General features: G+C 63.2%; 26 protein-coding genes and 1 pseudogene. 10 read left to right on the top strand and 17 right to left on the bottom strand.

Annotation, left to right across the window (positions count from 1 at the left end; translation table 11 throughout):
• Positions 1-599: Hpt domain-containing protein (locus GWG67_RS36370; protein WP_275174498.1), on the bottom strand; the 599-nt coding region annotated here is incomplete at its 3' end.
• 426 nt (positions 600-1,025) lie between these two features.
• A pseudogene (locus tag GWG67_RS36365) lies at positions 1,026-1,447 on the bottom strand (response regulator).
• A 634-nt stretch (positions 1,448-2,081) separates the two neighbouring features.
• On the opposite strand from GWG67_RS36365, the gene GWG67_RS36360 reads away from it, so the two are divergent.
• The 3 genes from GWG67_RS36360 to GWG67_RS36350 all read left to right on the top strand — a co-directional run bounded on the left by GWG67_RS36360 (position 2,082) and on the right by GWG67_RS36350 (position 3,725).
• Positions 2,082-2,780, top strand: a complete 699-nt coding sequence (locus GWG67_RS36360; RefSeq protein ID WP_275174499.1) for a Crp/Fnr family transcriptional regulator — start codon at positions 2,082-2,084, stop codon at positions 2,778-2,780.
• Between the two features lie 157 nt (positions 2,781-2,937).
• Entirely contained in the window at positions 2,938-3,315 is a 378-nt protein-coding gene (locus GWG67_RS36355) for an Hpt domain-containing protein (RefSeq protein WP_275174497.1), read from the top strand.
• A gap of 161 nt (positions 3,316-3,476) precedes the next feature.
• On the top strand, positions 3,477-3,725 hold the full coding sequence (locus GWG67_RS36350) for a hypothetical protein (RefSeq protein ID WP_275174496.1): 249 nt from the start codon (positions 3,477-3,479) through the stop codon (positions 3,723-3,725).
• A 38-nt stretch (positions 3,726-3,763) separates the two neighbouring features.
• On the opposite strand, the gene GWG67_RS36345 is transcribed toward GWG67_RS36350, so the two are convergent.
• Positions 3,764-4,390: a LuxR family transcriptional regulator gene (locus GWG67_RS36345; protein WP_275174495.1), complete on the bottom strand. Its 627-nt coding sequence runs from the start codon at positions 4,388-4,390 to the stop codon at positions 3,764-3,766.
• A 340-nt stretch (positions 4,391-4,730) separates the two neighbouring features.
• Here GWG67_RS36345 and GWG67_RS36340 point away from each other — a divergent pair, with 340 nt between their 5' ends.
• Both GWG67_RS36340 and GWG67_RS36335 read left to right on the top strand, forming a co-directional pair.
• Complete coding sequence (locus tag GWG67_RS36340) at positions 4,731-5,894, top strand: hypothetical protein (RefSeq protein ID WP_275174494.1); 1,164 nt, start codon at positions 4,731-4,733, stop codon at positions 5,892-5,894.
• A gap of 545 nt (positions 5,895-6,439) precedes the next feature.
• Positions 6,440-7,648 carry an EAL domain-containing protein gene (locus GWG67_RS36335; RefSeq protein ID WP_275174493.1) on the top strand — a complete coding sequence of 403 codons (1,209 nt, stop codon included), beginning with the start codon at positions 6,440-6,442 and terminating at the stop codon, positions 7,646-7,648.
• A 20-nt stretch (positions 7,649-7,668) separates the two neighbouring features.
• Here GWG67_RS36335 and GWG67_RS36330 read toward each other — a convergent pair whose 3' ends face one another.
• Complete coding sequence (locus GWG67_RS36330; RefSeq protein ID WP_275174492.1) at positions 7,669-8,523, bottom strand: NAD(P)H-dependent oxidoreductase; 855 nt, start codon at positions 8,521-8,523, stop codon at positions 7,669-7,671.
• 92 nt (positions 8,524-8,615) lie between these two features.
• On the opposite strand from GWG67_RS36330, the gene GWG67_RS36325 reads away from it, so the two are divergent.
• Positions 8,616-9,551, top strand: coding sequence for a LysR family transcriptional regulator (locus GWG67_RS36325; RefSeq protein ID WP_275174491.1), 936 nt, complete (start codon positions 8,616-8,618; stop codon positions 9,549-9,551).
• A gap of 18 nt (positions 9,552-9,569) precedes the next feature.
• On the opposite strand, the gene GWG67_RS36320 is transcribed toward GWG67_RS36325, so the two are convergent.
• From GWG67_RS36320 to GWG67_RS36310, 3 genes are all read right to left on the bottom strand, one after another.
• Positions 9,570-10,430: a DMT family transporter gene (locus tag GWG67_RS36320; protein ID WP_275174490.1), complete on the bottom strand. Its 861-nt coding sequence runs from the start codon at positions 10,428-10,430 to the stop codon at positions 9,570-9,572.
• A 252-nt stretch (positions 10,431-10,682) separates the two neighbouring features.
• Positions 10,683-11,663 carry a tripartite tricarboxylate transporter substrate binding protein gene (locus GWG67_RS36315; protein ID WP_275174489.1) on the bottom strand — a complete coding sequence of 327 codons (981 nt, stop codon included), beginning with the start codon at positions 11,661-11,663 and terminating at the stop codon, positions 10,683-10,685.
• A 109-nt stretch (positions 11,664-11,772) separates the two neighbouring features.
• Positions 11,773-13,413 (bottom strand): FAD-dependent oxidoreductase, encoded by a 1,641-nt coding sequence (locus GWG67_RS36310; protein WP_275174488.1) that lies wholly within the window; start codon positions 13,411-13,413, stop codon positions 11,773-11,775.
• A 113-nt stretch (positions 13,414-13,526) separates the two neighbouring features.
• Between GWG67_RS36310 and GWG67_RS36305 the strand changes: the two genes are divergently transcribed.
• The 3 genes from GWG67_RS36305 (at position 13,527) to GWG67_RS36295 (ending at position 17,045) form a co-directional block, all read left to right on the top strand.
• Complete coding sequence (locus GWG67_RS36305; RefSeq protein WP_275174487.1) at positions 13,527-14,438, top strand: LysR family transcriptional regulator; 912 nt, start codon at positions 13,527-13,529, stop codon at positions 14,436-14,438.
• A 437-nt stretch (positions 14,439-14,875) separates the two neighbouring features.
• Entirely contained in the window at positions 14,876-16,060 is a 1,185-nt protein-coding gene (locus tag GWG67_RS36300; RefSeq protein WP_275174486.1) for a DUF2235 domain-containing protein, read from the top strand.
• Between the two features lie 106 nt (positions 16,061-16,166).
• Positions 16,167-17,045 (top strand): abortive infection family protein, encoded by an 879-nt coding sequence (locus GWG67_RS36295; RefSeq protein ID WP_275174485.1) that lies wholly within the window; start codon positions 16,167-16,169, stop codon positions 17,043-17,045.
• Between the two features lie 1,056 nt (positions 17,046-18,101).
• On the opposite strand, the gene GWG67_RS36290 is transcribed toward GWG67_RS36295, so the two are convergent.
• The 3 genes from GWG67_RS36290 to GWG67_RS36280 form a co-directional block, all read right to left on the bottom strand.
• The gene (locus tag GWG67_RS36290; protein WP_275174484.1) at positions 18,102-18,440 is read right to left on the bottom strand and encodes a hypothetical protein; all 339 of its coding nucleotides are present in this window, start codon (positions 18,438-18,440) and stop codon (positions 18,102-18,104) included.
• Positions 18,441-18,695: 255 nt separating this feature from the next.
• Complete coding sequence (locus GWG67_RS36285; RefSeq protein WP_275174483.1) at positions 18,696-19,424, bottom strand: hypothetical protein; 729 nt, start codon at positions 19,422-19,424, stop codon at positions 18,696-18,698.
• Between the two features lie 196 nt (positions 19,425-19,620).
• On the bottom strand, positions 19,621-20,484 hold the full coding sequence (locus GWG67_RS36280) for a 3'-5' exonuclease (RefSeq protein WP_275174482.1): 864 nt from the start codon (positions 20,482-20,484) through the stop codon (positions 19,621-19,623).
• A gap of 252 nt (positions 20,485-20,736) precedes the next feature.
• Between GWG67_RS36280 and GWG67_RS36275 the strand changes: the two genes are divergently transcribed.
• Complete coding sequence (locus tag GWG67_RS36275; RefSeq protein WP_275174481.1) at positions 20,737-21,663, top strand: Ku protein; 927 nt, start codon at positions 20,737-20,739, stop codon at positions 21,661-21,663.
• Positions 21,664-21,669: 6 nt separating this feature from the next.
• Here the strand turns inward: GWG67_RS36275 and GWG67_RS36270 are convergent, their stop codons facing one another.
• From GWG67_RS36270 to GWG67_RS36240, 7 genes are all read right to left on the bottom strand, one after another.
• On the bottom strand, positions 21,670-23,184 hold the full coding sequence (locus GWG67_RS36270) for a helix-turn-helix domain-containing protein (RefSeq protein ID WP_275174480.1): 1,515 nt from the start codon (positions 23,182-23,184) through the stop codon (positions 21,670-21,672).
• Between the two features lie 147 nt (positions 23,185-23,331).
• Positions 23,332-23,592, bottom strand: coding sequence for a hypothetical protein (locus GWG67_RS36265; RefSeq protein WP_275174479.1), 261 nt, complete (start codon positions 23,590-23,592; stop codon positions 23,332-23,334).
• A 137-nt stretch (positions 23,593-23,729) separates the two neighbouring features.
• A complete protein-coding gene (locus GWG67_RS36260; protein WP_275174478.1) occupies positions 23,730-24,029 on the bottom strand; it encodes a hypothetical protein in 300 nt (99 codons plus the stop codon).
• A 76-nt stretch (positions 24,030-24,105) separates the two neighbouring features.
• Entirely contained in the window at positions 24,106-24,825 is a 720-nt protein-coding gene (locus GWG67_RS36255; protein WP_275174477.1) for an SOS response-associated peptidase, read from the bottom strand.
• A gap of 11 nt (positions 24,826-24,836) precedes the next feature.
• On the bottom strand, positions 24,837-25,748 hold the full coding sequence (locus GWG67_RS36250; RefSeq protein WP_275174476.1) for a tetratricopeptide repeat protein: 912 nt from the start codon (positions 25,746-25,748) through the stop codon (positions 24,837-24,839).
• 13 nt (positions 25,749-25,761) lie between these two features.
• Positions 25,762-26,211: a hypothetical protein gene (locus GWG67_RS36245; RefSeq protein ID WP_275174475.1), complete on the bottom strand. Its 450-nt coding sequence runs from the start codon at positions 26,209-26,211 to the stop codon at positions 25,762-25,764.
• A gap of 9 nt (positions 26,212-26,220) precedes the next feature.
• Entirely contained in the window at positions 26,221-26,580 is a 360-nt protein-coding gene (locus tag GWG67_RS36240; RefSeq protein ID WP_275174474.1) for a hypothetical protein, read from the bottom strand.
• Between the last annotated feature and the right edge of the window lie 81 nt (positions 26,581-26,661).

Here is a 26,661-nt window from a genome sequence, read left to right as displayed (position 1 = left end):
ACTTCAGCTTTGGCAACCGGGGCCGGGACTTCGATCGCGGTCTCGCGGAAGGCGCGCTCGAGCTCGTCGAGCGAGACTTCGCCCGGACGCAGCGGACGCTCCAGGCTCTGGTCGGCCAGCACGCCGGGGGTCGGCGCGGCTTCAACGGCGACAGGCGCGTCCGGCACCAGCGGCGGCGCTTCAGCCACGGGAGCAGCGGCCGCACCTGCGGCCATTGCGGCCATGCCCTGCTCGACCATCGCTTCCAGCTTGTCGATGAGATCGCGGTCGGTGCCCTCGGGCTCGGCCTCGGTCGCCTCCAGCCCGGCCAGAATTTCCTTGATGCGGTCGATCGACGACAGGATCACCGTCACCGCCTGCCCGGTCACCGGCATGCCGTCACGGAATTTGCCCATCAGCGTCTCGCCGGCATGCGCCAGCGCTTCCAGCCGCGGCAATCCGAGGAAGCCGCACGTGCCCTTGATGGTGTGGACCAGACGGAAGATGTTATCCAGGATCTTGGCGTTGTTCGGCTCCTGCTCGAACTTCACCAGCTGGTTGTCCACGGTGTCCAGGCTCTCGCTGGTTTCCGTCAAAAACTCCCGCAACAGATCATCCATGAGCTACGCCTTACTGACCTGGATCTGAACCTCGACGCCCGAGCCGCGCTTGGCATGAACGGAAGTCCCCGCCTTGGATCGTTAGACATCCCCTTTCACGGTCCCGTTAATTTCATCCTCCGTGCTAATACGGATATTGAAGACAAGTTTGCCGTTCGACCGCATGCGACAGCGTTTTTCGGCAAAACCAGCACCACGCCGCAACGGCGAGACGCGTTAGGTGAACGTGCCGATAACAGCGGGACCAGGCGCGCGGGAAAGCCCTGCTTGTAAAGAACGATATGCGCGGTCTTCGCGGAATTGTATGGAGCCGCCTGCAATCCGGAGCGGTCTCGCCACTTTCGCTTGGTGCTTTGCCGAGATACGCAAGACCCGCATTCGCGGTAAACGAACGGTTACCCGCGTCCACTGCGGCCGGTGCCGGCGCTAACCCAGGCGCGCGGCCGAGGCAAGGTCGCGGTGGGAACTGTGCTCCGCGAGGCAATCGTTGATCGCGGCGAGCAGCGCGTGCGGCGTGAACGGCTTGCGCAGACAGCGCGCCGCACCGAGCTCCAGCGCCATCCGGAGGAAATCGGGAGCTGGCGAATTCAGATTTGCGAACGCGTAGCCGGACATCGCGATCAGCGGAACGGCCGGGGCCCGCTCGTGGAAGATCCGGACCGATTCGAACCCGCGCATGTGCGGCATGAAGATATCGATGATCATCAGGTCGAACTGTTGGTGTTCGAGCGCGCGAAGTCCGGCTTCCCCTCCTTCGGCGATCGTCACCCGAAAATGTTGCGCTGGAGATAGATCTCGATGGCCATGCAGACCATCGGGTCGTCGTCGACGACGAGGATATGGCGCAGACCTTCTGTCCCAGCTTGAGCTTCCAGAATCGGCGATTCAATAATTGAACCGTGGCGCACGCCATGCTCCTTTGCTCGAGAAGTGGACTATTGAGAACGTCCTTGGCGGAGCAGGGAAGGCGACTGACGCGGCGCGAATGCAGTGCTTCCGGTCATGAAGGCCCGCTTGCCGCTTTTACCTGCACAAGCTCGCAGGGCTGGCGCGCCGGCTCATGAGCCAATCAGCGTGCCATTCTCATTTCCGCCGCAAATGGCCGAGCTTGTCTGCGCCCCAACGGGTATACGCCGGGCGACACAACCTTTATAATGAAGTTTGCTGCCGCACAACCGGATGACCGATCGGACGCGGCGCGGATCACTTCGGAACCCAGCGGATCAACCATGACCGCGACCGCCCTCCGAGCCGATGCCAGTCGACCGATCTGGATCTGCTGGGACACCAGCTCGGTACCTTGGAAATGGTCAGGGAATCTGTCTTGGCGAAGCGACGTGCCGCGGCGCTGACTGCGATCGGACAACTTGTCTCAATTGCCAATATATCCCGAGGGGAACATGATGGAACTTACCCGGACGGCAAGCAGTTTCGGGTGCTGCGGCCCGCTGGTCCGGGAGACGGGAGGCGACTTTGGAAACGATCGTGCGTTCCTCCAACGGTTTCCTGTCCGCGCTGTCGGCAGACGATTATGAGTTGATCCGCCCGCACCTGCGTACGTGCGATCTGCCGCATGACGCGGTGCTGGTCGAGACCGGCGAAACGCTCAAGCGCGCCTACTTTCCCCATCGCGGCGTCATCTCGCTGGTGGTGGAACTCGCCAGGGGCGAGCACGTGCAAGTCGCCATGATCGGCCGCGACAGCCTGCTCGGAACGCTCTCGACCATGGGCGATGCCTGCGCGCTGAACACGGCCATCGTGCTGGTTCCCGGCTCCGCCTCGATGATGGACCTCGACCGGCTGCGCATCGCGGCCGACCAGAGCGGTACCCTGCGGACGCTGCTCACGCGTCACGGACTGGCGGTCTACGCGCAGGTGCAGCAGACCGCGGGCTGCAACGCCGCCCATCCGGTGGAGTCGCGGCTGTCGCGCTGCCTGCTGCACACCCATGACCTCTCCGGCGACTACCGGCTGCTGCTGACCCAGGAAGCGATGGCGCAGATGATCGGCGCTCGGCGGAACAGCGTGTCGCTGGTCGCCAATACCTTGCAGCAGGCGAATTTCATCAACTACAGCCGCGGACACATCCAGATCCTCAACCTGGACGGCCTGCGCCAGACGGCGTGCGAATGCTATGCCACCGTGAAGGCGCAGTATGACCGGCTGCTCGGCCCGCGCTGACTGGTGCTGTGGCGTGGTAAACCGGCGGCTAATTCCGGCCCGCAAACACGGAATGTCCTGCTACCGGAACTGAAATCCAGATGCCGTAGACACGGACGTGCCGCCCGCGCCTGTATGGGCCGGCGGCAAACGATCCGTGATCAAGGCAGGCCAAACCATGTTCGAAGTCACCGTCGCGCCTGCGCAGACAGCGCTTGATGCCGAGCCCGCGCGCGAGCCGGGCGCGTACCAGGCGCTGGTGCGCGAGATCGGCGAGGACGGTGCTTGCGAAGTGCGCGACGTGTTCTGGAGCGAGACCTGCGCGCGTCTGCAATCGTTCCGCACGCTCTCGCTCGCGCAGCACCATGGCAGGATCGCGCGCGAAGCGCATTCGCTGAAGAGCGCGGCCGGAACGTTCGGCTATGTCAGACTCGCGATGCTGGCGCTGCGGCTGGAGACGACCGCGGCGAGGCTCGGCGACGCCGGCTTTCGCGACCTCCTGGACTTGATGGACGCGGCCTATGCCGCCGCGCGCGCGCAGGAGCCGTCGGGCTAGATTCCTATTTGACGCGTTTTCTTCACGCGAACCGGTATCCACTTCAGGCGAAAATGCTCTAGCCACTCACGCGTGCATCCCCGCCGTACTTCTACGGCTTGGGATTTTCACAGATGGCTAATCATAGGCAGCGATAGTCGCCGGAAACCAGGAGGGTTTCCATGTTCACCTACGAGACCGCGGACCAGAAAGAAGTTCGCCGCTTCCGCATCGCACAGTTCAACGGCCGGATGGCGACGGTGGCCGCTGGCGAGGAGACGGTGACGGGCTTCGTGCGTTCGGTGCTGGAGCAGGAATCGAGCATGCCGCCCCGCTGGACCATCACGATCATTCCCAACGCGCCGAAGGAAGAGCTCAAGCCGCTGCGGCCCTCATCGCGCGCGCGTCCTTTCGCCGAAGATTATTTCTGAGCGCGATCGAGCTGGCGGGCGGCCCGACGCAAGAACCTTCAGTCGATCGAATGCAGCAGCGCCGCACGGACGAGGTCCGCGGTGTTGCGCGCACCGAGCTTCCGCATCGCCTCGGCGCGATGGCTCTCGAAGGTGCGCGGGCTGATCTGCATCCGAAGCGCACCCTGCTTGTTCGAATAACCCTCGCTGATCAGCCTCAGCACCTCGCGCTCGCGCTTGGTCAGCCGCTTCTGGCCCGACAGGCCGAGCACTTCGGCGCTCGGCTCGCGCTTTGGCTGTGGCGCGCGCGCGAGCTTCAATTCGGCGTCCTCGGCCCTGGACGCGATCGGCAAGCCACCCGTGTGAGAACCGGCAAGCTGTTTGACGAGGCCGCAAACCCGCTCGGTCTGCACCAGCGCATTCTCCACGACCCGCTGCAAATAGGCACGGTCGCCCGTCACCGGCGCGAGCTGATCGCTGTGATGCTTGATCTCGCCCATGTAGAGCAGGAGCGCCGTGAGCGGACCGTTGAGCTCGCGGGCGATGGCGGCGGCGGCCATTTCGTCGGCCGCCCTGGCGCGGGCGGCGTTCAAGCGGACGACATCGGGCTCTTCAGTTGGAGCGGCGTTGCTTTCGTACCATTCCGACGGCCGCGAATCAGTGGCCGTATCATTCTGTGACCCCATGTCACTCGTTTAGCGGAACCCAACGCGGTCTGTGGTTAACTTTTTGCTCCGTAAGACTACGGTGAATTTGGCAGCTTTGTGCTGAAACTCCGGCACAGGCACACTTTATGCTAGTGGGCCAACATCCCTCGGCATTCTTAGGTTGCTGAACCTGCTCAAATGGTAGGCGGGTCACCCGAAGCCTTCTTAACGACCCGATCCGCGCCGATGACCCGCCGCCCCGGATTTTACGGATATATTAACGGCGGCTTGCTTCTCTATGTCGCAATTGAGAGCGCGCAAATGCCTCCATGCATGCGGCCGATAGGCCTGCTGGAATCGTTGCGGAAGATTGCGTGCCATGAACGAGATCGACCAGCTATCGGACTTCTTGCAGAAGCTGACGCCGCTGTCGCGCAGCTGCCTGCTCAGCGAGCTCGAACGGCTGGAGCTGTGCGGCATCGACATGCCGGGCTCATCCGAGCTCCAATCGCGGCTGCGCGCCGAATTTCGCAAGGACGGATCGAGCCAGGCGCGCGCCACCAGTCCCTCGCGCCATTTCTTTGCGCCGCTCGAGCTGCTTCTGATCGACGGCGCGCCCGAGCATGCCAATATGGGGCGGATCTCGCGCAACACCCTCACCCCGATCTGGGAGTGGATTTGCCGCGACCTGCTGCCGACCATGGCGCGCGACTACATCAAGGCGATCAACGACCAGGTCGCCGCCAACAACCAGAAGGAAGTGCTGAAGATCGCATCGACCTTCCAGACCAAGGTCGTCAAGGTTCTCGAGAGCACCCTCGCATCGGCAGAGAGCACCGAGTTCGCGCGCGGCAAGCTCGCGCAATACACGGCATCGCGCACCGCCTTCGACGACGTGAAGAAGATGCAACATGTGCTGCGCGCCGGCGCCGCGCTGCCGAAGTTCAACGAAAAGCTGCCCGAGAAGATCGCGAAATTCGACGACGGCCAGGTTGATCAGATCACCGCACGATTGGACGCCTTCAAGAAGGCTCATCCCGAGGCGCTGCCGTTTGCGCTGACGCTGGTGGCGAGGCGGCTGAAGACGTTCTGGCAATTGGTGCGCCTTGCCACCAAGGCCGCCGCGAGCAAGAGCGCCACAGATGTCGCCGCCACGCCCTATGCCTGCGTCGTTCATATGGTGCTCGACCAACTCGACGACAGGCGCCTCGCCTTGCGCATCGCGCTCCGGCACAACCGGGTGCTGATTGCGCGCGACCTGCTCACCGAGATCTACGACACCGAATATGCGCTCAAAGTGCGGATCGACGGCATCGAGCAGTGTGAGTGGGGCATTCGGCTGCAGCAATTGATGGACGCGATCGCGGCGCTGGTGTCCGCCGAGGTGAGCCGCTTTCCCTCCAATGTCGGCCACATTCTCGGCTCGCGCCGGCTGCGCAGCCACGATACGCTCGGCGGAAAGCTGTCCTATCTGGCCTGGAAGGGACGCGATGTGATCGAGGACGGCGCGGCCGCGTTGCGCAAGCTGATCGGCCAAACCTGATCCCGCGCTAATGCGCGCGCGGCAGGCACAGGAAGCGATCGAGAAATCGCCCTGACAGCACGAACCTGAACCACCAATACATTATTCGCCGCGACGTCATTGCTGCGATCCTCGACAGCCCACCACCGGCTGCCCGAAGCAATAGCGCAAGTGCAGCAATTCGCTTGTGATGTGCTTCACACGGGCGCCAGCGCGCACCGACGCATTGTCGCAGAACCGTCACGAGCGAGCCGGGAAAAATGCGCGCACCGCGGGCAATTGAGGCGCTCCGTTATTGAATTTGGCGAGGCACGCGAGGCTTGGTCCAATTGCAGGACAGTGCCTGCGCATGCAGCCGCGCTGCACGTCGCGAAATTTCCAGTGATTGCCGCAACCCCGCGCCCGATGCGCGAGCAGACGTAAAAACATCCCGAACGAGACCCGGACAATTTTAGACATGATGGGTGCTTTAACGTTACCCAGATAATTCGACAATCGACTGAAGCCTTCCATATTTGAAACTGCTCACGTCGCTAACACACCGGCACGGAACGGGAGTGCTTGCGATGAACGACGAAATTGTAGAACTCGCCGAACGAAGGCCGAAGACCTTCGGACGGCGAAAGGTGAAGCCGCGCGCATGCGTGGCCGACGGCAAGCGCCATCTGCGCGCGTTTCTCGCAGAGGTGCTGGAGGATCTCGGCTTCGTCACCACCGAATGCGCCAGCGCCGAGGAGCTGCAGAGCGTGCTGACGAGCGAATTGCCCGACCTGATCCTGCTCGGCATCGCCGCCGATGGCATCGAGCCCGGCAAATTTCTCGAGACGCTGGTGCGCGAGGCCTTCGACGGCAGGGTTCTGACTGTCGGCGCCCGCGAGTCGATCATCGTCAGGGCCGTGCAGCAGGTCGGCGAGGAATACGGCCTCAAGATGCTGCCGCCGCTGACCACGCCGTTTGCCGCGGAGACGCTGCGCGAGCGCGTCGCGATGCTGTTGCCCGAGGAGCCGGCGCCGAGCCCAGCCGTGCATGTCGGCGAGGCCTTGCATGCCGGCTGGCTCGAGCTGTGGTACCAGCCCAAGATCGACGCGCGCACGCTGATCCGCAGTAGCGCCGAGGCGCTGGTGCGGATGCGGCATCCGACCTGGGGCGTGGTGCCGCCGGCCTATTTCATCCCCGAAGAGCACGACCCGAATCTGCGCGACCTCTCCGAATTCGTGATCGAGCGCGCCATGCAGGACTGGCACTATCTGCTGGAGCAGCAGAGCCCGGTCGATCTCGCGATCAACCTGCCGTCGTCCTATCTGAAGGAGCCGCAGGCCGTGCGCGATCTCTGCCGCCGCATGCCGACGCATCCGGCGTTCGGCGGGCTGACGATCGAGATCGACAGCGAGGAGGCGATCCGCGACCTCGATCTCCTGGTCGAGGTCGCCCGCGAACTGCGTCTGCACAATATCGGCCTGTCGATCGACAATCTCGGCGCCAACTGGCCGTCGCTGATGGACCTCGGAAAAATTCCCTTCATCAAGCTGAAGGCCGACCGGCACTTCGTCACCGGCAGCGGCACTGATCGCCTCAAGCGCACGGTGTGCCGCCACATCGTCGAGCTCTCACATGGCTATGGCGTGCGCGCCGTCGCCGAGGGCGTCGAGAGCCGCGCCGACCTCGTCGCCGCCAACGAACTCGGCTTCGACCTGGTGCAGGGTTTTCTGTTCGGCAAGCCGATGCCGCTGAAGAAATTTGCGCGGAGCACGCTGACGCGGACGGTGATGGGGTGATGTCGTGCGCGGACGGCGGATTACGCCGTTGCCGCGCAATCCTCCGTCGCCGAGCGCATGGAGCTCGGCTCACCATTGGGGCTGCGTGCCGCGGCCTGCTCGACGTGAAGCGCGAAGCCGCTCGCGCCGGAATGCTCGAGTCCCGCGCGGAGCTGCATGCTCGGAATCAGGTAATCGCCGCCATTCTGGCGCCGATAAGGAATCGGCGCTGTCGTCGCAAGCGTTCGCATCCTCTCGCGCAAACGTTCGGCCGTCCCCTGGAAACCGGCTTCGTCCAGTTTGTCAGCCTTGTAGACAACGAACGGCGGAAGCACGTCATATCCCGGATAATAGAGGATGCCGTGATTGATGGGGAACAGCAGGTCGTCGATCGGTCCGTTGATCCCGCGCGCCGAATAATGCTCCTGCCAGCCGCCGGCGGTCACGATCAGCATCGCGCGTTTGCCCGCTAGCCTGCCTTCGCCGTAACGGTCGCCCCACCGCTTGTCGCTGTGCTCGCCGACGCCATAGGCGAAACCGTAGGCGAACACGCGGTCGACCCAGCCCTTGAGGATGGCCGGCATGCTGAACCACCACAGCGGGAATTGCAGGATCAGGACGTCCGCCCACAGCAGCTTCTCGATCTCGGCGTTGACGTCCGCGGTGAGTGTGCCCGACTCGAACGCCTGCTTGGAGGCGGCGGCCGGCGCCAGCCGCGCGTCCGGCGGCAGCAGCGGAAAGTCGGCGCGACCGATTTCGGATGTCCAGCCCTGGGCGTAAAGGTCTGACACCCGTACCTCGTGTCCCTCAGCCTCGAGTTCTCTGACGGCGACATCGCGAAGCGAGCCATTGAGGGAGCGCGGCTCGGGATGAGCGAAGACGATCAACACTTTCATGATCAGCACCTTGGTTGACGATTGCGAGCAGCAGGTAGCGTGCACGGCTGCAATCCGGTAGTTGTCGCCGATGGATAGGATCATGCCGAAATATGGATAGATCGGACGTTACGCTCGAACGCATGCGCAGCTTCGTGCGGGTCGCCGAGCGCGGAAGCCTGTCCGCGGTCGCGCGCGAGCTTGGTCTCGGCCAGTCGACAGTGACGCGGCATCTTCGGGAACTGGAGCAGGCCGTCGGCGTGTCGCTGCTCACGCGGACCACGCGCAGCGTGACGATGACGGAGGAGGGGCGCCGCTACTACGCCGACTGCGTGCAGATCCTGCGCCTGGTCGAACTGGCGGTCGACGAGGTGCGCAGCACGCGCGGCGCGCCGGCCGGAACGGTGCGCGTCTCCTGCACCGCGGCCTTCGGTGTGCTCCATGTCAGTCGTTTCGTGTTCGCGTTTCAGGACCGCTATCCGGACGTGGCGGTGGATCTCAGCCTGACCGACGAGCGGATTGACCTGGTGCGGGAAGGCGTCGATATCGCCCTCCGTCTGGGGCCGCTCCCCGACAGTTCGATGAAGCTCAGGCTGCTTGGTCAGTCGCGGCGGGTGCTCGTGGCCGCACCCGACTATCTGGCTTCGCGCGGCAGGCCCACGCGCCCGCAAGATCTCGCCAGCCATGAGGGTGTCAGGATGTCGAACATCGCCGGCAGCGACGTGCTCGTGCTGCACGGGCGGCGCGGCGGCCGCCATGTGGTCCCGTTCGCAGGGCGGCTGCGGGTGGATCACGGGCTTGCCGCACGCGAGGCGCTCGCGGCCGGTCGTGGCATTGCGCCGGCCCATCTTTGGCTCGTCGACGACCTGCTTGCCTCAGGCCAACTCGAGCACGTGCTTCAAGACTACGCGCCGCCTTCCGTTCCGCTCAACATGCTGATTGTCCCGGAGCGATCCGGCATCGCGCGGGTACGGCTGCTGATCGATTTTCTCGCCGAGAGGATCGCGCGGCTGCCGGGGATCGAAAAGCCGCAACCGGGCAAGAACTAAGGCCACATCAATTCGGCCTCAGGCAAACCGCCGCGCAAAGAACACGCAGGCGACCACCAGCGCGGTCGCCACGATCATGCTCCAGGCCACGGGTTCGTGCAGAAGCCAGCCTGCAAGCGCGAGCCCGAAGAACGGCTGGAGCTGCTGCAACTGGCCGACGCGGGCGATGCCGCCGACCGCGAGCCCGCGATACCAGAAGATGAAACCGACGAACATGCTGAAGACCGAGACATAGGCGAGCCCGATCCAGGCGGGCACGCTGATGCCGCTCCATGTCGGCGGCCAGGTTAGAATCGCGACCGGCAGCATCAGCGGCAGCGCCAGCAGCAGCGCCCAGGAGATCACCTGCCAGCCGCCGAGCCGGCGCGACAACGCGGCGCCTTCGGCATAGCCGAGCCCGCACAGCACGATGGCCGCGACCATCAGCAGATCGCCGGTGAGCGATGCGGTGCCGTCGTTGGACAGGGCAAAGCCCGCGACCGTGGCGCTGCCCAGAACAGCGAACAGCCAGAACATTGGCTGCGGCCGCTCGCCGCCGCGCAGCACGCCGAAGATCGCGGTCGACAGCGGCAAGAGCCCGATGAAGACGATCGAATGCGCCGAGGTGATGTGCTGCAGCGCAAGCGCCGTCAGCAAGGGAAAGCCGACCACGACGCCGATGGCGACGATGGCGAGCGAGACGAGATCCTTGCGCTGCGGCCGCGCCTGACGGAGCAGGCCGAGCACGGCCACGCCGATCAGCGCCGCGATGACCGCGCGCACCGAGGTCAGGAACAGCGCGGAGAACCCGCCGACCGCCACGCGCGTCGCCGGCAGCGAGCCGCTGAAGATGATGACGCCAAGAAGCCCGTTGCCCCAGCCACTGCCGGAAGATTGCATGCCCGTCTCGCCTTGTGGGTGGTGATCCCGACTGCAGAGGCCAGCCGGGGTGACGTGACGATTACCTGTAAGCTTTCCAAGGCCCAACAACAAAAAGCGCGAAAACAACCCCATGCACAGTAGACGGGGGCTGCAAGATCAATGACTTACGCGGGGGCGGATCGTCTGACTGGGCGGCGGTCATGATGCGGCGGGCGCTGAGGGCGAGCCGGGGATGACCGTCGACGAGCAACGGGGCTACGCAGACGATACTTAATTCGCCTTGATGCCCGCTTCACTGATCAGCTTGCCCCATTTCGAGCTTTCGCTTTGGATGAAGCGGCTGAACTGCTCGGGCGAGGTCGGTGCAGGCTCTGCGCCAAGCGTCCGGATCTTCTCGACCACCGACGGGTCCTTCAGGGCTTTTCCGAAGGCTTCGTTCAACCGGCCGACGATATCGGCTGGCGTGCCGGCCGGAGCAACCAGCCCGAACCAGCCAACGGATTCGAAACCCGCAATCCCGCTCTCGGCTAGTGTCGGCACATCGGGCAAGGACGACAGACGCTGCGCAGACGACACACCGATGGCGTTGAGCTTGCCTTCGAGGATCAGTTGCCTCGATGCGGGGATATCCAGTACCGCGAAGGGGACATGGCCTGCGAGAACGTCGACCGTCGCCGGCGCGGTCCCGCGATAGGGGACCAGCTCCATGGCGATCGCGGTCTTCTGCGTGAACAGTGCTGCGGTCAAGTGCATGGCTGTCGAATTGCCGCCATGTCCGATCGACAACGCGCCCGGCTTGGCCTTGGCGAGCGCGATCGTTTCCGCGACCGTATGCGCCGGCACGTTCGCTGACGCAACCAGCACGAAGGGAATTTCCGCGAGCAGGGTGATCGGCGCAAGATCCTTCGGATCGAACGGCATCGACGAATTGAGATGCGGATTCACCGTCAGGCTGCCTGCCGGCGCGACGCCGAGCGTATAGCCATCAGGCTTGGCCTGCGCGACCGCGGCCATGCCGATGTTGCCTCCAGCACCCGCGCGGTTCTCGATCACGAGACCCTGTTTGAGCTCGGCAATGACCAGCGGTTCGAGCGCGCGGATGACGGTATCGGCGCTGCCGCCGGGCGGAAAGGTCACGATGATCTTGATCAATTGCTCGGGATAGGCCGCTCGGCCCGCCTCCAGCGGCAACACGGCGAAACTCGCGGCCGTCAGCACGGCCAAAATGCGGCGGCTTACAACGTGAAACACGTTTCCCTCCCCGGTGCGTTCTTGTTTGTGAACCACGCCTTTGTGAACTACGACTTTGTAAACCACGTCCTGACGGACTTCGCCGCGAGACCGTCCGCTTCAAATCGCCTTACGCCGAAGCGCCAGTAATGCGCGTCAGCAAGCCTTGTGGGTCCGCCGGCGCGGCCTGCCCGCGCCAGGCGATGTGCTGATCGGGCCGCGCCAGCACCAGCTTCTCGGCATACGCGCCGTTCGCTTCGTCCGGCGCGATGTCGAGCAGCGCGAGCGGAATGCCGCGCTGCTCTGCGGCAGACTTCAATGGCGCCACATCGATCGCCGGATCGAACCGCAGCAAAGTGTAGCCGGCCCCGAAGGCATCGTAGAGCGATCGCCCGTCCCGCAGAAACAGGTGCGGCGCGCGAGCGCCGGGCACGGTGGAGGGCGTGAAGCTGCCCATCGCGTAGGCCGGCGGCGTCTCGCCGTCATAGGCGATGATCGGCGAGGCATCGTAATAGTAGCCGAAGTTCAATCCGGCACAGCAATATTGCTGAACGTTGAGATCGTAGGCCGCCCTGGCCAGCGCTGCGCGCGCCGCGTGGCCGCGCGGCGTGTCGTGCTCGATCTCCGCGGAGACTCCGCCACGCTGCGCCATCATCTTCATCGCATGGTCCATGGCAAAGCGCGACACCTGTTCGGTGATGGGCTGACGCTCCGCCTCGTAGGCATCGAGGATCGAAGCCGGCGCCCACCCGTTCAGATGCGCCGCCACCTGCCAGCACAGGTCTATGGCGTCCGCAATGCCCGCATTCATGCCGTAGCCCGCATACGGCATCCACAGATGCGCGGCGTCGCCGCAGATGAAGACCCTGCGGTCGCGGAAGCGATCGGCGACAAGCCGGCGGCCGACCCAGTCCTCCCTGCTGAGGACGCGGTATTCGAAACGCTCGTCGACGCCGAGAATGGCGCGGATCGCCCAGTCCCGATCGACCGAATCAAATTCGGGCTCGTCTGGCTTCAGGTGATTGTGGATCAGCCAGCGGTCACGACCGTCGATCGCCACCGTCGTGCCTGAGCGTCGCGGGTTGAGCGAGAGCACCATCCAGGCCGGCTTGTGCGCGCCCATCAGCTCCTTGAGCTGCGGCGCTTCGATGAAGGTCGATTGCACGCGCTGGATCACCGGCGTGCCGGACAGGCTGGCACCGATCGATTTGCGAACCAGGGAACGGCTGCCATCGCAACCGATCACAAAGGAAGCCTCGATGCGGAGCGAGCTTCCGCTGTCGAGGTCGCGCGCCAGTGCAACCACATGATCGTCATTCTGCTCGATGTCCGTGATTTCCGTGCGCGCCAGAATGGTGATGCGCGACTGAGCGGCGGCATGGCTGAACAGGATCGGCTCGAGATAGACTTGGTTGATCCGGTGGGGCGGCTCCGGCGTCGGCCACCAGGTATCGGGGCCACCAGTGGCGCTGTAGCGGCGTGCGCGCGAGGGAATGTCGATGCGGCACAGCTCGATGCCGGTCGCCGTGGTCCGGTAGGAGCAGTCGTTCGGGAAATCTGCGGGCAGGCCTGCGTCGCGCAGCTTTGCGGCGACGCCGAGCCGGCGGAAGATCTCCATCGAACGCGCCGAGACGTGATTGCATTTGACGCTGGGCGGATCGCCGGCATGGCGGATCTCCGCGACCACGACGTCGATCCCACGGGAAGCCAGATCCATCGCCGCGGTCAATCCGACGGGCCCGGCGCCCACCACCAGCACCTGTGTCCTCATGTTCGTTTCCGATCCCTTGGCGATCGTGGCTTCACCGTCCACGACATGCATTTTATTGCATGCTCGCTTATGTGATAAGCCGGAAAGAACTCATCAATTCATGAGCTTTACCTATGAACGTCACCTTGCGGCAATTGCAGGCCTTCACCGGCGTGTACCGCACGCGCAGCATCACGCGGGCCGCGCGCGAGCTGGGGATCACGCAATCGGCGGCGAGCCTGTTGATCCAGCAGCTCGAAGCGCAGCTTGGCGTCAAACTGTTCGATCGCTCCACTCGTTCGGTGCAGCCGACGCTGGCCGCTGACGAGGCAGTTCATGCCGCCGAACGCATGCTGGGCGATGCGCTGGGCCTGTCGCGGCGCATGCGCGACCTGGCGCAGGCGCGCGCCGGCCGGGTCGCGTTTCTCGCCTCAGCCGGTACCGCATCGGCGCTGCTGCCCTCGGTGCTCGCAAAATTCCGGGCAGGCTATCCCGATATCGAAATCGACATGCGCGATGTCGCCGCCGACGATCTCGTTCCGCGTCTGATCGCGACGGATGCGGAGTTCGCGATCGGCAGCGTCGAGGGAGAATTCGCGGAGCTGACGGTCGAGACGCTGACCCGCGGCCGCCTGAGCGCCATCGGCCGGCGCACCGCCGACTTCGCGGCACGCCGCTCGCTGACATGGGACGAGTTGGCTCAGATGCCCACGATCGCGATGCGGGGCGAGACGCGGATTCGCATGCAGATCGATCAGGCGCTGGGCACCCAGGGCAAGCACCTCAACCCAACCTATGAAGTGACGCTGATCAACACCGCACTCGCCATGACGGCGCAGGGTCTCGGCCTCGCGATCCTTCCTGCGACGATGCTGCCGGCGGATCAATTTCCGACTCTGATCGCAAAGCCGCTGATACGTCCTGCCATCACCCGCCCGGTGTCGCTGCTGCAGCGCCAGGGGCGGACGTTGTCGCCAGCCGCGCAGGCGTTTGTGGCGACGGCGCGGACGGCGCTGGCGGAGCGAGAGCCGGCAAGATCAGACTGATCTGCCGAGCTTTCTGGAAGCCGTTTTATTGTGGCGGATGATATTGGCGGAGAGGGAGGGATTCCCGACCGAAGCCCGCCGACACCCCGAAAACCCACTGAAACAGGCGTTCCCGAAAGAGGCCGGCGAAGGTTTGCGACCACCGCTGTGTACCACCGGACTGGCCTCCCCGGCCGTCGAAGTCAATCGATTTGGAGGCGTCTCAGGGCCGTCGCCGGCGCATCCCTCCGAGGGGTCTGGCCGGCCGCGACGACGGGAGACCCGGCTCGGCCGACACAGGAAGCTTGCCGCTAGATGAGGGGCATGAAGTCCGGGACGGGCAAGGTCGGTAGCTCCGGTTCTTTCTGTTGAGGAGCCAGCGCCGGGAGTGCACTGCGCTCGCCAATCCTCACAACTACAAGTAACATCTCCGCCATTACTCACCAAAAGGATTGAGAATGACCGGCGAATTGGCAGGCGAACAGCCTAAGAAGCGGATAGCACTCTTCCTCGACGGCACCTGGAATACGACCAACGACAACACGAACGTCTGGCGGCTCCGCGCACTTGCCGCTCCCGTTGGGGCGGATCAGGTCCGACAGTCGATCTACTACAACGCCGGCCTTGGAACACAGGTCGGCAGCAAAGTGCGCGGCGGAATGTTCGGCGTCGGGATCGACGACATACTCCTCGAAACCTATCAATGGCTGGTCGAGAATTACAACGACGGCGACGACATATTCATCTTCGGTTTTTCCCGGGGATCCTACACGGCCCGCAGTCTGTCGGGCTTCGTCTCCCGCTGCGGCGTGCTGAAGCCAGGCGGGCCATTGTCGATCAAGCAGCTTTACGATCGCTATCGCCTTGGTTTGACGGTGCCCTCGATCGAGCGCCTTCTGAACCACCCTCCGAAGAATCCCACCTTGGAGGAGGAATGGCTGGTCCGGTACTCGCGTTTCGTGAACATCAAATTCCTGGGGGTGTTCGACACCGTGGGATCCCTCGGCGTTCCCATGGGCATCAGCCGCTTCAAGAAAAGCCACTCGTTTCTCAACACCAGCCTTCGCACCCCGAATATCGCAGCGGCGCATGCGCTGGCGATCGACGAGCACCGCCCCGATTTCGCGCCTACACTATGGACCAGAAGTGTTCCTAAGGATTTGAAAGCGGATCAACCGAGGCCTCCCCGATCGCTTGCGGAGGCGGAGCAGCGCTGGTTCGTTGGCGCGCACGCCAATGTGGGCGGCGGCTATTCCAACGATCTGTTGTCACAGAGGCCGTTCGCCTGGATGATGAAGCGGGCCGCCGCCCAGGGGCTTTCGTTTCGCAGTGATGTCGAACAATTCTCTCCCAAGATCCGGTCGCCCGTCATCGATTCCTACGGAAGCTTTCTCGGGGGTTTCTACCGGTATCTCCAAAGAGAATATCAGCGGCCGATCGGGGCTGATCCGATCGATTCGAGTACCGCCGTCGAAAGTTCCATCAACGAGACAATCGACAGTTCGGTCCTCGAGCGATGGCAGAGCGACGAATCGTACAGGCCTCAGAATCTTGCGCAGTGGGCCGAACGGAAGAAGGCGGACCTGGCCAGGCTTTCCGGATCGTTGCGTGCAGACGATCTCTCGCCTGTGCCGAGCGACTAAGCTTGAAGTCGTTGGAGGGCAGCATACCGCGAACCATCCAAGCGCGTGCATTCCCCTTTGCGGTAAAGTGGTGGTGTTTTTGTCGGTTACTTGAGCAGTTTGAACGATGCATATTCGTCTCGCTCCGCAGTCGATCGAGGCCCTCGCCATGGTCATATCGGGCGGCGGAGGCAACGATCAGACGCCTCCGGTTGGCATCTACAGATCGGCTTCCAGACTCGAATCCTTCATGCGCAGTTGCAACGTCGCGATGTCTGTCGGCGGGTCGTCGCGCTTGCCGGCCCTCGTCGAGGCTCTCGAGCGGGCCAATCGTACCGGCGACCAGACGATCCTGAGGAACATCATCGAACGGGCGGCCGATCCACGGGACTTCCTTTCGGATCCGGGCCGGCTGGACGCTGTGATCGCCTACCTCAACGCGCGCCTTTCGTACGACGGACTCGAGCTCCAGCGGGCCGGCCCTCAGGTCCGCCTAGGCACCCCCGGCCGGTCCGCCAGCGTGGTCGACGCGCTCGCCGGCGCGGTCGCGGTTATCGACTTCGACACCGTGAACCGGGATCTCGACCGCGCCCTCGCGAGCGCGGAAAATGACCCCGAGGACGCTGTCACATCGGCCTGCTCGGTGGTGGAAAGCGTCTGCCGCTCGGTCCTTGTCGAATTGGGCGAGCCGCTGCCATCGAAGAAGGATATCCAGGGTCTCTACCAGGCGGTGCGCGAGCCTCTTGGACTGACGCCGGACAAGCCGGGAGTGGCCGACGACATCGCGAATGACGTCCGTACCATTCTCGGTGGCTTGAATTCGGTCGTGAATGGAGTGGGCTCGCTCCGGACCCACGCCGGCGACGCGCACGGGCGCGAGCGGGGCTTCCGTAGGATCGATCCGCGTATCGCGCGTTTGGCCATCCATTCCGCCAGTACCGTCTCGCTGTTTTTGGTCGAGACCTGGCAGAAGAAGTTTCCAGCGAGGCAGCTCAAGTCGCACTAGCGGCGACAGCCTGGCCTGCTGCGCTCGATCGACTCCTTTCGAGCTCGACGAACCGTGGGCGGAGATCTGCGTCCACTATGCCTGGAGTCGCAGAGGATGGGGAGTTTTCAGCCGTCGGCGACTATTCCGGGCCCGGCGTTCGATTACTTTAGATGGTAGCGAAAAGGATCTGCAGGACCACCTTCCCCGCGGCGGGCAATCCGTCCCTGTCCAACGAGCCATCTGCAGTCCGAATTCACCCTCTGCTGGTAGCCCTCGGCCCCGAACAGAACTGAAGCGATCTCAGCTTCTGTTAATCCCGGGCGACGGCCGACGAGATCTTCGATTTGCTCGTGAACCGTCATGGCAGCCTCGCGCCCTCTCGTCGTATAATCATCGCTTTTGCCGTTCGTTGATCTTGCTCTCGAGACCCCGGATGTAGTCGGCAACGCCTCTATGAGAGCCCAACAATTTCAACAACGCAGCTTCGACTTTGTGGTCTTGTCGACAACCCACCCAAGACTTTTGCTGGACGAGATCCCAGCGGGGATGCTTCTTGTCTTGGTTCGCTTGGTGGCAAAAGCAAACCCCCATGCGAGTATCCTCGTGACGGCGCCCCCTTGGATTGCATAATGCTTAGCGATAGTCTCCGCAGGGGAGGCCCGCTGTGAAAAAGATTATGCGCAAGAGTTCGAAGAAGAAACGAGCACCTATCAACACTTACGGTGAGCGGAAAAAGGCGGTGCGGGGGGCGATCTCTGGAGGCCCGAAGCTCTCGTCAAGTCGGCTGACCGAGGGTTTTCCGGTTAAAGGAAACCGTATTTAGTCAAAGCACATGGCTTGCCACACCCGCGTCAGGCCGTACGAAGCGCTCAGATCGCCACCGCAATAAAATCCCTTGGAGCGGCGCCGGTCGAGTGGGAAGGCGAGCCTGCGCGGCTGCATGCGCCGGTCGGGGGGGCACCTCCGGCCATAGTTCAAGCACCAGCAGGCGCAGTCCGCGCAGTGGTTAAAGCCGGTCATCGAAAGGGATCTTCTATCGCACCTTCGGCGAATGCCGCAGGTGATCCGTCGGTTTTAGAGTTCAGCTCTGGCCGCGACGCGTTCGAACTCCGCTAATTCGAACGTCGTCTCGTCTCCGCCCACTGGGTTGATCGGTGGTTGCACCAGAATGCAAGTCGCACACGCGGAGATCAAAGCCTTCTCGGAGTAGGTCTCCTTGAGCCTTGGATGGTCGGTAAGGAGGGAGGAGAACGCTTGCAGCCTGAGTTGCCTGGCGAGGTAGCCATCCATGGTGATACCGTCCCGCTGCGCGAGGGCAACGACCTGGGTCATGCGCGCAAGCAGGTTGCCGTTGGTTTGCTGGAAAATGTCGAGCATCGATTGAGGATCGACCGGGTCTATCCGTGTTGCCATCACTGGTTCCGCTCCATTGGGTTCGGCGATGAAACATAGGCTTTCCGCAGCCATGTGGGAACGTTTGCGCCTACCGGATTAGAATTTTTCGTTTGCTTCCGAACGAAGGTCATTGGTGGGATGGGCAGCGCGAAAGTCCCGCGTGGTCTTGCACCGATGCACCCTCAAAGCACCAGAGCACATCGTTTTCTGCGGCGGCGGCTTGTTCGCATCGAAGACGACGCCTCGAGCCGCGAAAAGGGGCCCCCGCCGAACCTAGCTCTCTTTAGCGTAGGCGATCGTCTTCAGCGCCGTACTCGCATCACCCCGACCTTGATAGACTCCGAGCAAGTCTCCTTTGTCGTCGATCGCTTTTATTCGATAGAGGGTCCAGCGCTTATCTTTGTCTTGCACGATACGGAACGTCCTGCCGTTGCGACGACAGTAGAGAGCCCCGGATCCGCCGACGGGCGTCCAGCCACAATCGGATCCGGAGAGAAAGCGCTCCTCGAGCCGCAAGCGCTCTTCCTCTTTCAGCTTACGGTATCGATCCTCCTGCTCTCGCCGCAGCCTCTCGTCTTCCCGCTCCAGATGCTCCTGCAGCATGCCGATGATGGCGCGCATCTCAGTACCCAGCGCCTTCTCGGCAAGATACAACGCCCGGCAGCCCTCCTTGAGGTCTTCGTTGGGATAGCTCGTGTAGGGCTCCTCCCAGATCGCGCGAAGCCGCTGCTCCACATCGGTCTTGGTCAGCTGCGGCCCAGGCAGATTGTTAAGGGAGGCGAGAAGATCTTCTGTCGGAATCCAGCACGGCGCGGCAGCCTTTGCCACCTCTTCTCGCTGCGCATCCCACTTGCTCCAGACGGAGCCCGCCCGATCGACCGTGGTCACGATGTCTCGCGCAAGCTTGTGCACGCTGTGGGGATCGCGCAGATGCCGCAGCGACGGACTTTTCACGTAATCGAACAGTAGCCTCGCCACGGCATACTGACGGTCGGAGTCCATGAGGGCCTCCCGGTTACTGGGCTCGACAAGCTACCAACTTGAACGCGATTGGGCGAGGCTGCACAGCCAAGGTTCGGCCGGACCCACCGCGATACTTCCTCACACCTGAGCGGTGTCCAGCTGTCGAGCTTCGTGCCCAATTGAGACTCAATCTGTTTAGTTGCAATGCACGAGCGCGGTATCGGTATGCGGCGCGCTAAATTCTCGCTGAAAACCGCGTGAACGCGGTCAGCCTCTGCAAGCCGGGCTCGACGTCGCTCATGTAGATCTCGGTGCGCAGGAAAGCGATCTCGTCTTTGGCTGCGGTCTCGTCGACATCGATGAACCACGACTTGGGTCTCCCATCGCTGCCGTCGTTCCATCGGTAGCCGCGCTTCTTCAGCGAGTCCTTGAGCTCGAACGGCGATTGCTCGGCCCAGACCCGCATCGTTGGCTTGCGGGCGTTCTCGAGCAGCAGCGCCAGCGCCGGCGCGCCGGTTGTCGGCAGGACGAAGTCCAGGATCTCCAGCAGCGCGTGACAATCGTCGACCGCGCGATGAGCCTGGTGGAAGAAGCCGGCGCCATTCAACAAGTAGCCGAGTTGTGCGCCCGCAAATCCGTGTGTGCGCCAATCGACCTCCGTCACCGAGCATGCCCAGGGCATGCGCTCGAAGACCGGCCAGTACCGCTCCGCGAATTTGCGATCGAAGCCCGCATTGTGCGCGATGGAGATCACCGCGCCGTCCACGAAGGCGTTTACGGCGGCCTCGTCAATTCTATGGCCGGCCACCATTCCGTCGGTAATGCCGGTGAGCGCCGTCACCTCGGGCGGGATCGGGGCGGAGGGCTCGTTGAAGGCGGAAAACGTGTCCCGGACGCCGGCGATGCGGCCGTCGGGCGTGTAGTCGAATTTGACCATCCCGAGCTCTATGATCTCGTCCCTCGCGTGATCGAGACCGGTGGTCTCCGTGTCCAGCAGGATGCCGACCTTGGTCTGTCCGGCTGCCGGGGAAGACGGGATGCGCGGGATTAGGCGGCGCAGAACCCGGTAATCCCCCGACCGCGCGAGCGCCTCGGCCATCGCGGCCAAGCCCGCCGGGTCCGGAAAATGCTCGTCTCTGTGGAGTCGGGTCAGCGCGTCCATTGGTCCACAATACCGGCCGAAACCTCCACGAGATACTTCGAAAACAAGCGATTCACGGCGTTTTCAGCCGGATTCGCGCGCGCTGCGGGCGGCTGGCCGATTTTCCTGTTGACCGGCTCCGCGCATGTCGGAACCGCGCCGCCCCGTTCGTCTTGAATCCAAGTCCCCGCACCTGGAGCGTTGCGTACCATGGCCCCCCGCGCGAACTGGAAAGGCTTTCTGCGTCTTTCGCTGGTCACATGTCCCGTGGCGCTCTACCCGGCCACGTCGGAGAGCGAGAAGATTTCCTTCAACCAGCTCAACCGTCAGACCGGTCATCGGATCAAGTACCTGAAGGTCGATGCCGATACCGGCGACGAGGTGCCCAACGAGGACATCGTCAAGGGCTACCAGCTCGAGAAGGATCAGTTCATCGAGGTGACCAAGGAGGAGCTCGAGGAGATCGCGCTGGAATCCACGCGCACCATCGAGATCGACGAGTTCGTCGACAAGGCCGACATCGATCCGCGCTACCTAATCCGCCCCTACTACATCCGTCCGGACGGAAAAGTCGGCCACGACGCCTTCGCGGTGATCCGCGAGACCATCCGCGAGATGAACAAGGTCGCTATCGGGCGGGTGGTGCTGACCAACCGCGAACACATCATCGCCCTCGAGCCGATGGACAAGGGTCTCGTCGGCACGCTGCTGCGCTACCCGTACGAAGTGCGGAGCGAGCAGGAGTATTTCGACGAGATCCACGATGTGAAGGTGACGAAAGACATGTTGGATCTCGCCAGGCACATCGTCAGCCAGAAGGCCGGCAAATTCGAGCCGGAAAAGTTCGAGGACCACTACGAGTCCGCGCTGATCGAGCTCATCAACCAGAAGCGCGCCGGCAAGGCGATCACGCCGAAGGAAAAGCCGGTGGCGACCAACGTGGTCAACCTGATGGAGGCGCTGCGGCGGAGCGTCGGTCAGGAGGCCGCGCCGGCCAAGGCGTCAAAGTCCGCCAAGAAGCCGAAAAAGGCGTCGGCAGGCCAGAAGGAAATGCTGATGCCGATCGCGGGCAAGAAGCCGGCCAAGGAGGCCGCTGCGAAGAAACCGGCCGCGGGGGCGCGGCGGAAGTCGGCGTGATTTTCGCTATTTCTTCTTGGAGTAGATCAGTTCGTCTAGCCAGCATGCGGCCCGGTAGATAGCACCGCGACGATTGCTGCTTCGCGGGTCGGGGTCCTGAGCGCGGTCCAGACACTCCAAAAGGATCTTCCGGATGCTTTCCAGGTCCTTCGGCTTCACAGTCGTTGGTAGAGCCTGCACCGCCGCTGCAAAAGCGACGTCCTCATCGATGTCGGCCGGCGCCTTGATCTCGCCCCGCGCTAGTTTCACGCGCAGGGCCTCGGCTTTTCCGGTCGACTGGCGGAATGCCGAATCCTTCCCCGATAGCCGGTCGACCAGCGCGTTGCGCGACGACGGGTAGGTGGCGACCTGTTTGCGAAGATCCTCGGCGACCTCGGCGGCCGTCCATCCGACCTGGTCGATGTAGAACCACACGGGAAACCACTTCCGTTGGGCGTGGGCCTGGAAGTGGATGTACTGCACCGGCTCGGCGACCTTTTCATTCCGTAGAAAGTTGCGAACGACGGCGTCGGGCGTGACGTTCTCGCGAATGACTTTCGTCCGCTCCCTCTCGACCTCCGAAACCGGCTCGACGTCGCCGATCAGCCTGAGCGCCGGCGCGCCCTTCTTCTCGTCGAATTCGCCTTCGCGCACGAACTGGATGCTCGGAAGCAGGGATTTGTCTATGAGGAATTTGCCGCTGGTGCCCGCGACCTCGCCGGAGTCAAGATCGATCGTCGCTTCCTTACCTATCGCGACCCGGTTCATGCGGGCGCTGAACTCGGCGACGGCCCGCTGCTCGCGCGCGGCGATGATTTGCCTGAGCTCGCCCGCCTTGATCAGGCGGGTCTCCCCGACGTAGCGGAAGTAGATGCCTCCTTCCTTTACGTCTTGACCGACGTTCTTGATGGCGATGACGGGGCCGTGGTCGTGCTTCTCCACGTACAGGACACCAATCTGCTTGCCGCCCAGCTCGATGAGCCCCTTTGTCACGTGGGGGACGGGATCGAGGGCTCCCACCAGGATTCTGTTGAGGAGCGAGATGTCCGACTTCGTGAAGACATCGTCCGCGAGCCCGTCGGCCTGGAACGTCGCGTCCGTGACCCCGAACAACAGGTAGCCTCCCTTGTTATTTGCCAGCCCGGCGATCGCGCGCAGCGCCTTCGAGAAGCGATCCTCCGGCTGGAGCCGAAACCCCGCCTTGCATTCGGTGCGATCGGTCTCGCCACCGGCCAGACGCCACGTGCCGGCTTCGCGGACGAACATCGAGCGGAGAATGCGCAAGTCGACCGGCGAAGGCGTCGGGGGCACCTTCGCCTCCGGATTCTGCCAGGCCGAGAGGAACGCCTCGAGATCTTCCGGCGGCGCCTCCTCTACGGACGCCCCGTACTTACCCTTCTTGATCTGGGTGATGCGCCCCGAACTGATCAGCCGGTCCGGCTTGTTGAAGTAGAAGTGGATGACATCGTTTCGCCAGCTTTTCCGGAGCATCGCCTTCACGATGCCGATTTCGGCATCGGATAGATTCCGCTGCTTGGCCATATCGCACCCCCGGACGCACCGACCGCCATGCCGCCGCTGCAGCCTTGCAGATGATTCTCGCAAATTGCGATCGGCCGTCGGTGCTATCGCAGGATGCCGGACATGCCAAGGGGCGAAGATCGCGGGGGGAGCGGCCGCCTCCGCGCTTTAGGGGAGACACTCCGGGCAGGTGTCGCCGATGGATTCCAGCACGTCCTGGAGTTCGGCGACGGCCTCGTCCGGAGATAGGCCGTCAGGCGGCTCCTGCCTGGCCAAGTGCAACGCTCGCTCTCGCGCGTGCGGGTCGGCGCGGTCCTTCGCCCAGCCGTGTTCCTCGCATTCGTGGATGGCACCGGACTCCTGCAGCACGTGGATTGCCCAGCCACGCATGGTGCGGATCGCCTTCGGCCTTTCCTTTGTCATCAGCATCGAGATAGCTCCTGCCGAGACGAATCCTTGCGACCGCCGGCTTGTTCCGGGCGGTTAGCACAGGTCAGGGATTCCGAAATGCAGAGGCACGGGCGTGTGCACGTGTTCCGTGTCGCCGTCGCGCCTGGGGCCGGCCGTCACAGCTTTTTCATCGTGTAAGTGCCCGGCTTACCGAGCACTTCGACGTCCCAGGCATGATTGGTGTGAACGAATTCGTTTCCGCCCTCTCTGTCGGTAACCTTGGCGTAGACTAGGAAATGCGTACCTAAATCGTGGGCCCGGCGCAGGGTCTTGGGAAATCTGACGCGGAGATTTTGGGGTATGCCCTGACCGGCGACTGGACGCACATGCAAGTCGCCGTGCAAACCTCCCCCGCTTTCCCGGTAGGTCTCCACGATGATGCGAATGTAAGGCTCTTCCGGCTTCCCCATCTTCATCCCGTCCCTAGCTCAAACATTGTGGACGCCGGCTCTACGATGCAACCTTGAGCCGGGCTCGGTAGACCATTCAACGTCATGCGCCCCTCGCATCTTCCTTCACGCCGCGGGCGACGATCCGGAGCGCGCCGTCCGGTAGGGGCCGCTGCAGCTTCAGGGCTTCATCCGGAGACGCGGTCATCCAGGTCTCGACCTCCTCAGGCGTCGTCAGGATCACCGGCATCGCCTTCGGGTGGATGGCGCCCACCTCGGCGTTAGGTTCTGTCGTCAGGAAGGCGTAGAGGTCGCTGGTGGTCTCGCCCTCCTTCACCTTTCGGACCGACGTCCAGTTGGTCCAGATGCCGGCGAAGCACGCGAGCGGTCGGGTCTCGTCGAGCGCGAACCAGATGTCCCCGCCCTCGGCCTTGTTGAATTCGCTGAACGAGTTGAACGGGACGACGCAGCGGTGCTCCGGACCCAGCCATCGCGTCCAGTGCTTGGACTTCACCTTGCGGATGTTGGTGGTGCCGCCGTCCGGCTCCATCCGGAGCAATTCTTTGAAATCGACGGTCTTGCCTTTGGCCTGTAGCCTCTCGGCGCGCTTCTTGGTGGCGTCCATCAGCGCCTTCGAGGACGACGGCATGCCCCAACGTGCGGTCGCGAGCTCGCGGCCCTCGGCGCCGGTCCGGACGATCGGGGCCTTGTAGTCCGGAAAGACGCCGGGCATCGGCGCCAGGTTGCCGACGTACCGGTTGACCACGCGGAAGAGCGCGCTGATGGCGGCTTGGTTAGTGGTGATGCTGTAGAGGTTGCACATCGTGATTGCCCCTACCTCGCATTCGTCTTGGTCCACTCTCTTGCCAGTTTTTGTGCTTCGGCAATCTGAGCGGGCGTCATTTTCTGAGAGATATTATCTCGTTCCTCGGCGGCCCATCGATCGTCAGTTACGGCAGCTAAGTTGAACCACATGTGTGCCGATACCAAATCCCCCATTTCGACGTACAGCTTACCCAGCGGCCCGCGTGCGCGAGAGAAACCCGAACCGATGGCCGACAGATACAATTTCGCCGCTTCTTGGTAATCCTGTGGAACGCCTTTTCCGCTTTGGTACAATCTGGCCAGTTGATACTGAGCGGCCTGATAGCCGGCTTCAGCAGCCAATCGCAAATATCGTGCTGAAGCCGGATAGTCTTCCGTCAAATGTTTGCCTTCGCGCGCATCTCCGCAGTACAGGCCATCGAATGATATGGGATCTCCAGGACGGCTGCGCGTCCAATAGGGGTCGCACTTGTTGAAGAATTGGTATTCCATCCCAATCATGAATTGAGCCTTCGCCGCATCCGCCTTATCCGCGCGAGTGTTTTCCAGGTATTTTCTCAGCCACCGCGCTGATTCGATTTCGTCTGTACGATTTTCAAAAGATCCGTCTCCTTGATATAAAATCAGACCTAGCGCGAACTGGGCTGGCGCGTAATCGCGATCCGCGGCTCTACGCAACCAGTCGACGGCCGACTGGAAATTTGTCTCGACCCGGCTTCCATCGGACATGGACTCATCTCCTTTGGGTAAGGTCTGATATCCACCAGGCGTATTCGGCGCGTAACGGCTACCCAACTCAAACTGAGCTTCCGGGTCGCCCTTTTTTGCTCGATCCACCAGATCGTCGATTTGTGATTTTGCGTTGGCTTGCGAAACCGTGAGCAGGACACTCGTGATTAAGAGCAGGCAGCGCATGAACATTTTGCTCTCTCCTTCAGGTCTCCGGAGCGGCCTGGCGGGGGCGCTGCGCCAACTGTAGCAGCGTCGCCGGCGGCCGGCGATTGGCCTTGGCGCACTTGCTGCAGCGGAGCCTGCTTGCCAAGTCGTGGACGAAGGTGGTCGGCGGATGGCGCAGCGCGGCCAAATCGACGTCCCGCTTGGTCCTGCAGCGGGAGCACTCGATCTCGAGCCACGGGTAGCCGCCGCCCACCGCCTGGTCGATCGTGGGAGACGGGTCGATCGGCCCGCCGTCCGCCCACATCCGTTCGTTCCAGCTTTCCGCAAGGAGCTTGTCCGCCGTCCGGATCAGGGCTTCCCCCTTCGCCCGGGCGTCGGCCGACTGGGCGGCCAGGATCGAGGTCATCGCCCGAGACTTGCCGAGTTCCTTGGCGAGCGCCTTGCGGTCGCCTCCGGAGAGAGGGGTCGGGTGGTGCTTCGGCGCCATCGCCGGCACCTACTCAAATTGCGGCCAGCAGCCGTCTTCCTCATGACGCCCCGTCCGCTGCGTGCACGTGTTGTCCAGCAGCCGTTGGCCTACCGCCCCCCACGTCGCCTCCGGACCATACAGCCTGAGAGCATCCACCTTCTGGATTTCGACGGTCCGCCCGCAGCGCCGGCAGCCCACCCTCAGTAAATGCTCACGAATCTGGCCGAGCCGCAGCAGCCGTCCGGACGCAGTAGGGCCCGAATTGCCGCCGTCGGCACCGGCGTCGTCGAGGAGCGCCTGCCAGTATTCCGGGGGAAGGTCATCATCCGGCGCCAGTCCCGGCGAGGGCCGCGCGCTCTTGCCGACGGCAGCGGCCATCTTCTCCATCTGCTTCCTAGTCGGCATGCGCCAGCTGGCGGGGCGGTCAGTCATAGCCAAGTAGAACATAACATGAACTTAAGAGTCGAG

This window comes from Bradyrhizobium sp. CSS354, from assembly GCF_029051725.1.
GTDB lineage: Bacteria > Pseudomonadota > Alphaproteobacteria > Rhizobiales > Xanthobacteraceae > Bradyrhizobium.
The sequence above is the reverse complement of the archived record's forward strand: the minus strand, read 5'-3'. Positions and strand labels throughout refer to the sequence as shown.

Bases quoted from the DNA above. Each gene is read 5' to 3' on its own strand.
- GWG67_RS36340 (WP_275174494.1), top strand. From the start codon at position 4,731: ATGAACGAGATCGACCAGCTATCGGACTTCTTGCAGAAGCTGACGCCG.
- GWG67_RS36345 (WP_275174495.1), bottom strand. From the start codon at position 4,390: ATGGGGTCACAGAATGATACGGCCACTGATTCGCGGCCGTCGGAATGG.
- GWG67_RS36270 (WP_275174480.1), bottom strand. From the start codon at position 23,184: ATGGCCAAGCAGCGGAATCTATCCGATGCCGAAATCGGCATCGTGAAG.
- GWG67_RS36265 (WP_275174479.1), bottom strand. From the start codon at position 23,592: ATGCTGATGACAAAGGAAAGGCCGAAGGCGATCCGCACCATGCGTGGC.
- GWG67_RS36245 (WP_275174475.1), bottom strand. From the start codon at position 26,211: ATGGCGCCGAAGCACCACCCGACCCCTCTCTCCGGAGGCGACCGCAAG.
- GWG67_RS36255 (WP_275174477.1), bottom strand. From the start codon at position 24,825: ATGTGCAACCTCTACAGCATCACCACTAACCAAGCCGCCATCAGCGCG.
- GWG67_RS36280 (WP_275174482.1), bottom strand. From the start codon at position 20,484: ATGGCCGAGGCGCTCGCGCGGTCGGGGGATTACCGGGTTCTGCGCCGC.
- GWG67_RS36350 (WP_275174496.1), top strand. From the start codon at position 3,477: ATGTTCACCTACGAGACCGCGGACCAGAAAGAAGTTCGCCGCTTCCGC.
- GWG67_RS36310 (WP_275174488.1), bottom strand. From the start codon at position 13,413: ATGAGGACACAGGTGCTGGTGGTGGGCGCCGGGCCCGTCGGATTGACC.
- GWG67_RS36325 (WP_275174491.1), top strand. From the start codon at position 8,616: ATGGATAGATCGGACGTTACGCTCGAACGCATGCGCAGCTTCGTGCGG.
- GWG67_RS36290 (WP_275174484.1), bottom strand. From the start codon at position 18,440: ATGGCAACACGGATAGACCCGGTCGATCCTCAATCGATGCTCGACATT.
- GWG67_RS36250 (WP_275174476.1), bottom strand. From the start codon at position 25,748: ATGTTCATGCGCTGCCTGCTCTTAATCACGAGTGTCCTGCTCACGGTT.
- GWG67_RS36355 (WP_275174497.1), top strand. From the start codon at position 2,938: ATGTTCGAAGTCACCGTCGCGCCTGCGCAGACAGCGCTTGATGCCGAG.
- GWG67_RS36295 (WP_275174485.1), top strand. From the start codon at position 16,167: ATGCATATTCGTCTCGCTCCGCAGTCGATCGAGGCCCTCGCCATGGTC.
- GWG67_RS36275 (WP_275174481.1), top strand. From the start codon at position 20,737: ATGGCCCCCCGCGCGAACTGGAAAGGCTTTCTGCGTCTTTCGCTGGTC.
- GWG67_RS36240 (WP_275174474.1), bottom strand. From the start codon at position 26,580: ATGGAGAAGATGGCCGCTGCCGTCGGCAAGAGCGCGCGGCCCTCGCCG.
- GWG67_RS36300 (WP_275174486.1), top strand. From the start codon at position 14,876: ATGACCGGCGAATTGGCAGGCGAACAGCCTAAGAAGCGGATAGCACTC.
- GWG67_RS36285 (WP_275174483.1), bottom strand. From the start codon at position 19,424: ATGGACTCCGACCGTCAGTATGCCGTGGCGAGGCTACTGTTCGATTAC.
- GWG67_RS36330 (WP_275174492.1), bottom strand. From the start codon at position 8,523: ATGAAAGTGTTGATCGTCTTCGCTCATCCCGAGCCGCGCTCCCTCAAT.
- GWG67_RS36305 (WP_275174487.1), top strand. From the start codon at position 13,527: ATGAACGTCACCTTGCGGCAATTGCAGGCCTTCACCGGCGTGTACCGC.
- GWG67_RS36320 (WP_275174490.1), bottom strand. From the start codon at position 10,430: ATGCAATCTTCCGGCAGTGGCTGGGGCAACGGGCTTCTTGGCGTCATC.
- GWG67_RS36260 (WP_275174478.1), bottom strand. From the start codon at position 24,029: ATGAAGATGGGGAAGCCGGAAGAGCCTTACATTCGCATCATCGTGGAG.
- GWG67_RS36335 (WP_275174493.1), top strand. From the start codon at position 6,440: ATGAACGACGAAATTGTAGAACTCGCCGAACGAAGGCCGAAGACCTTC.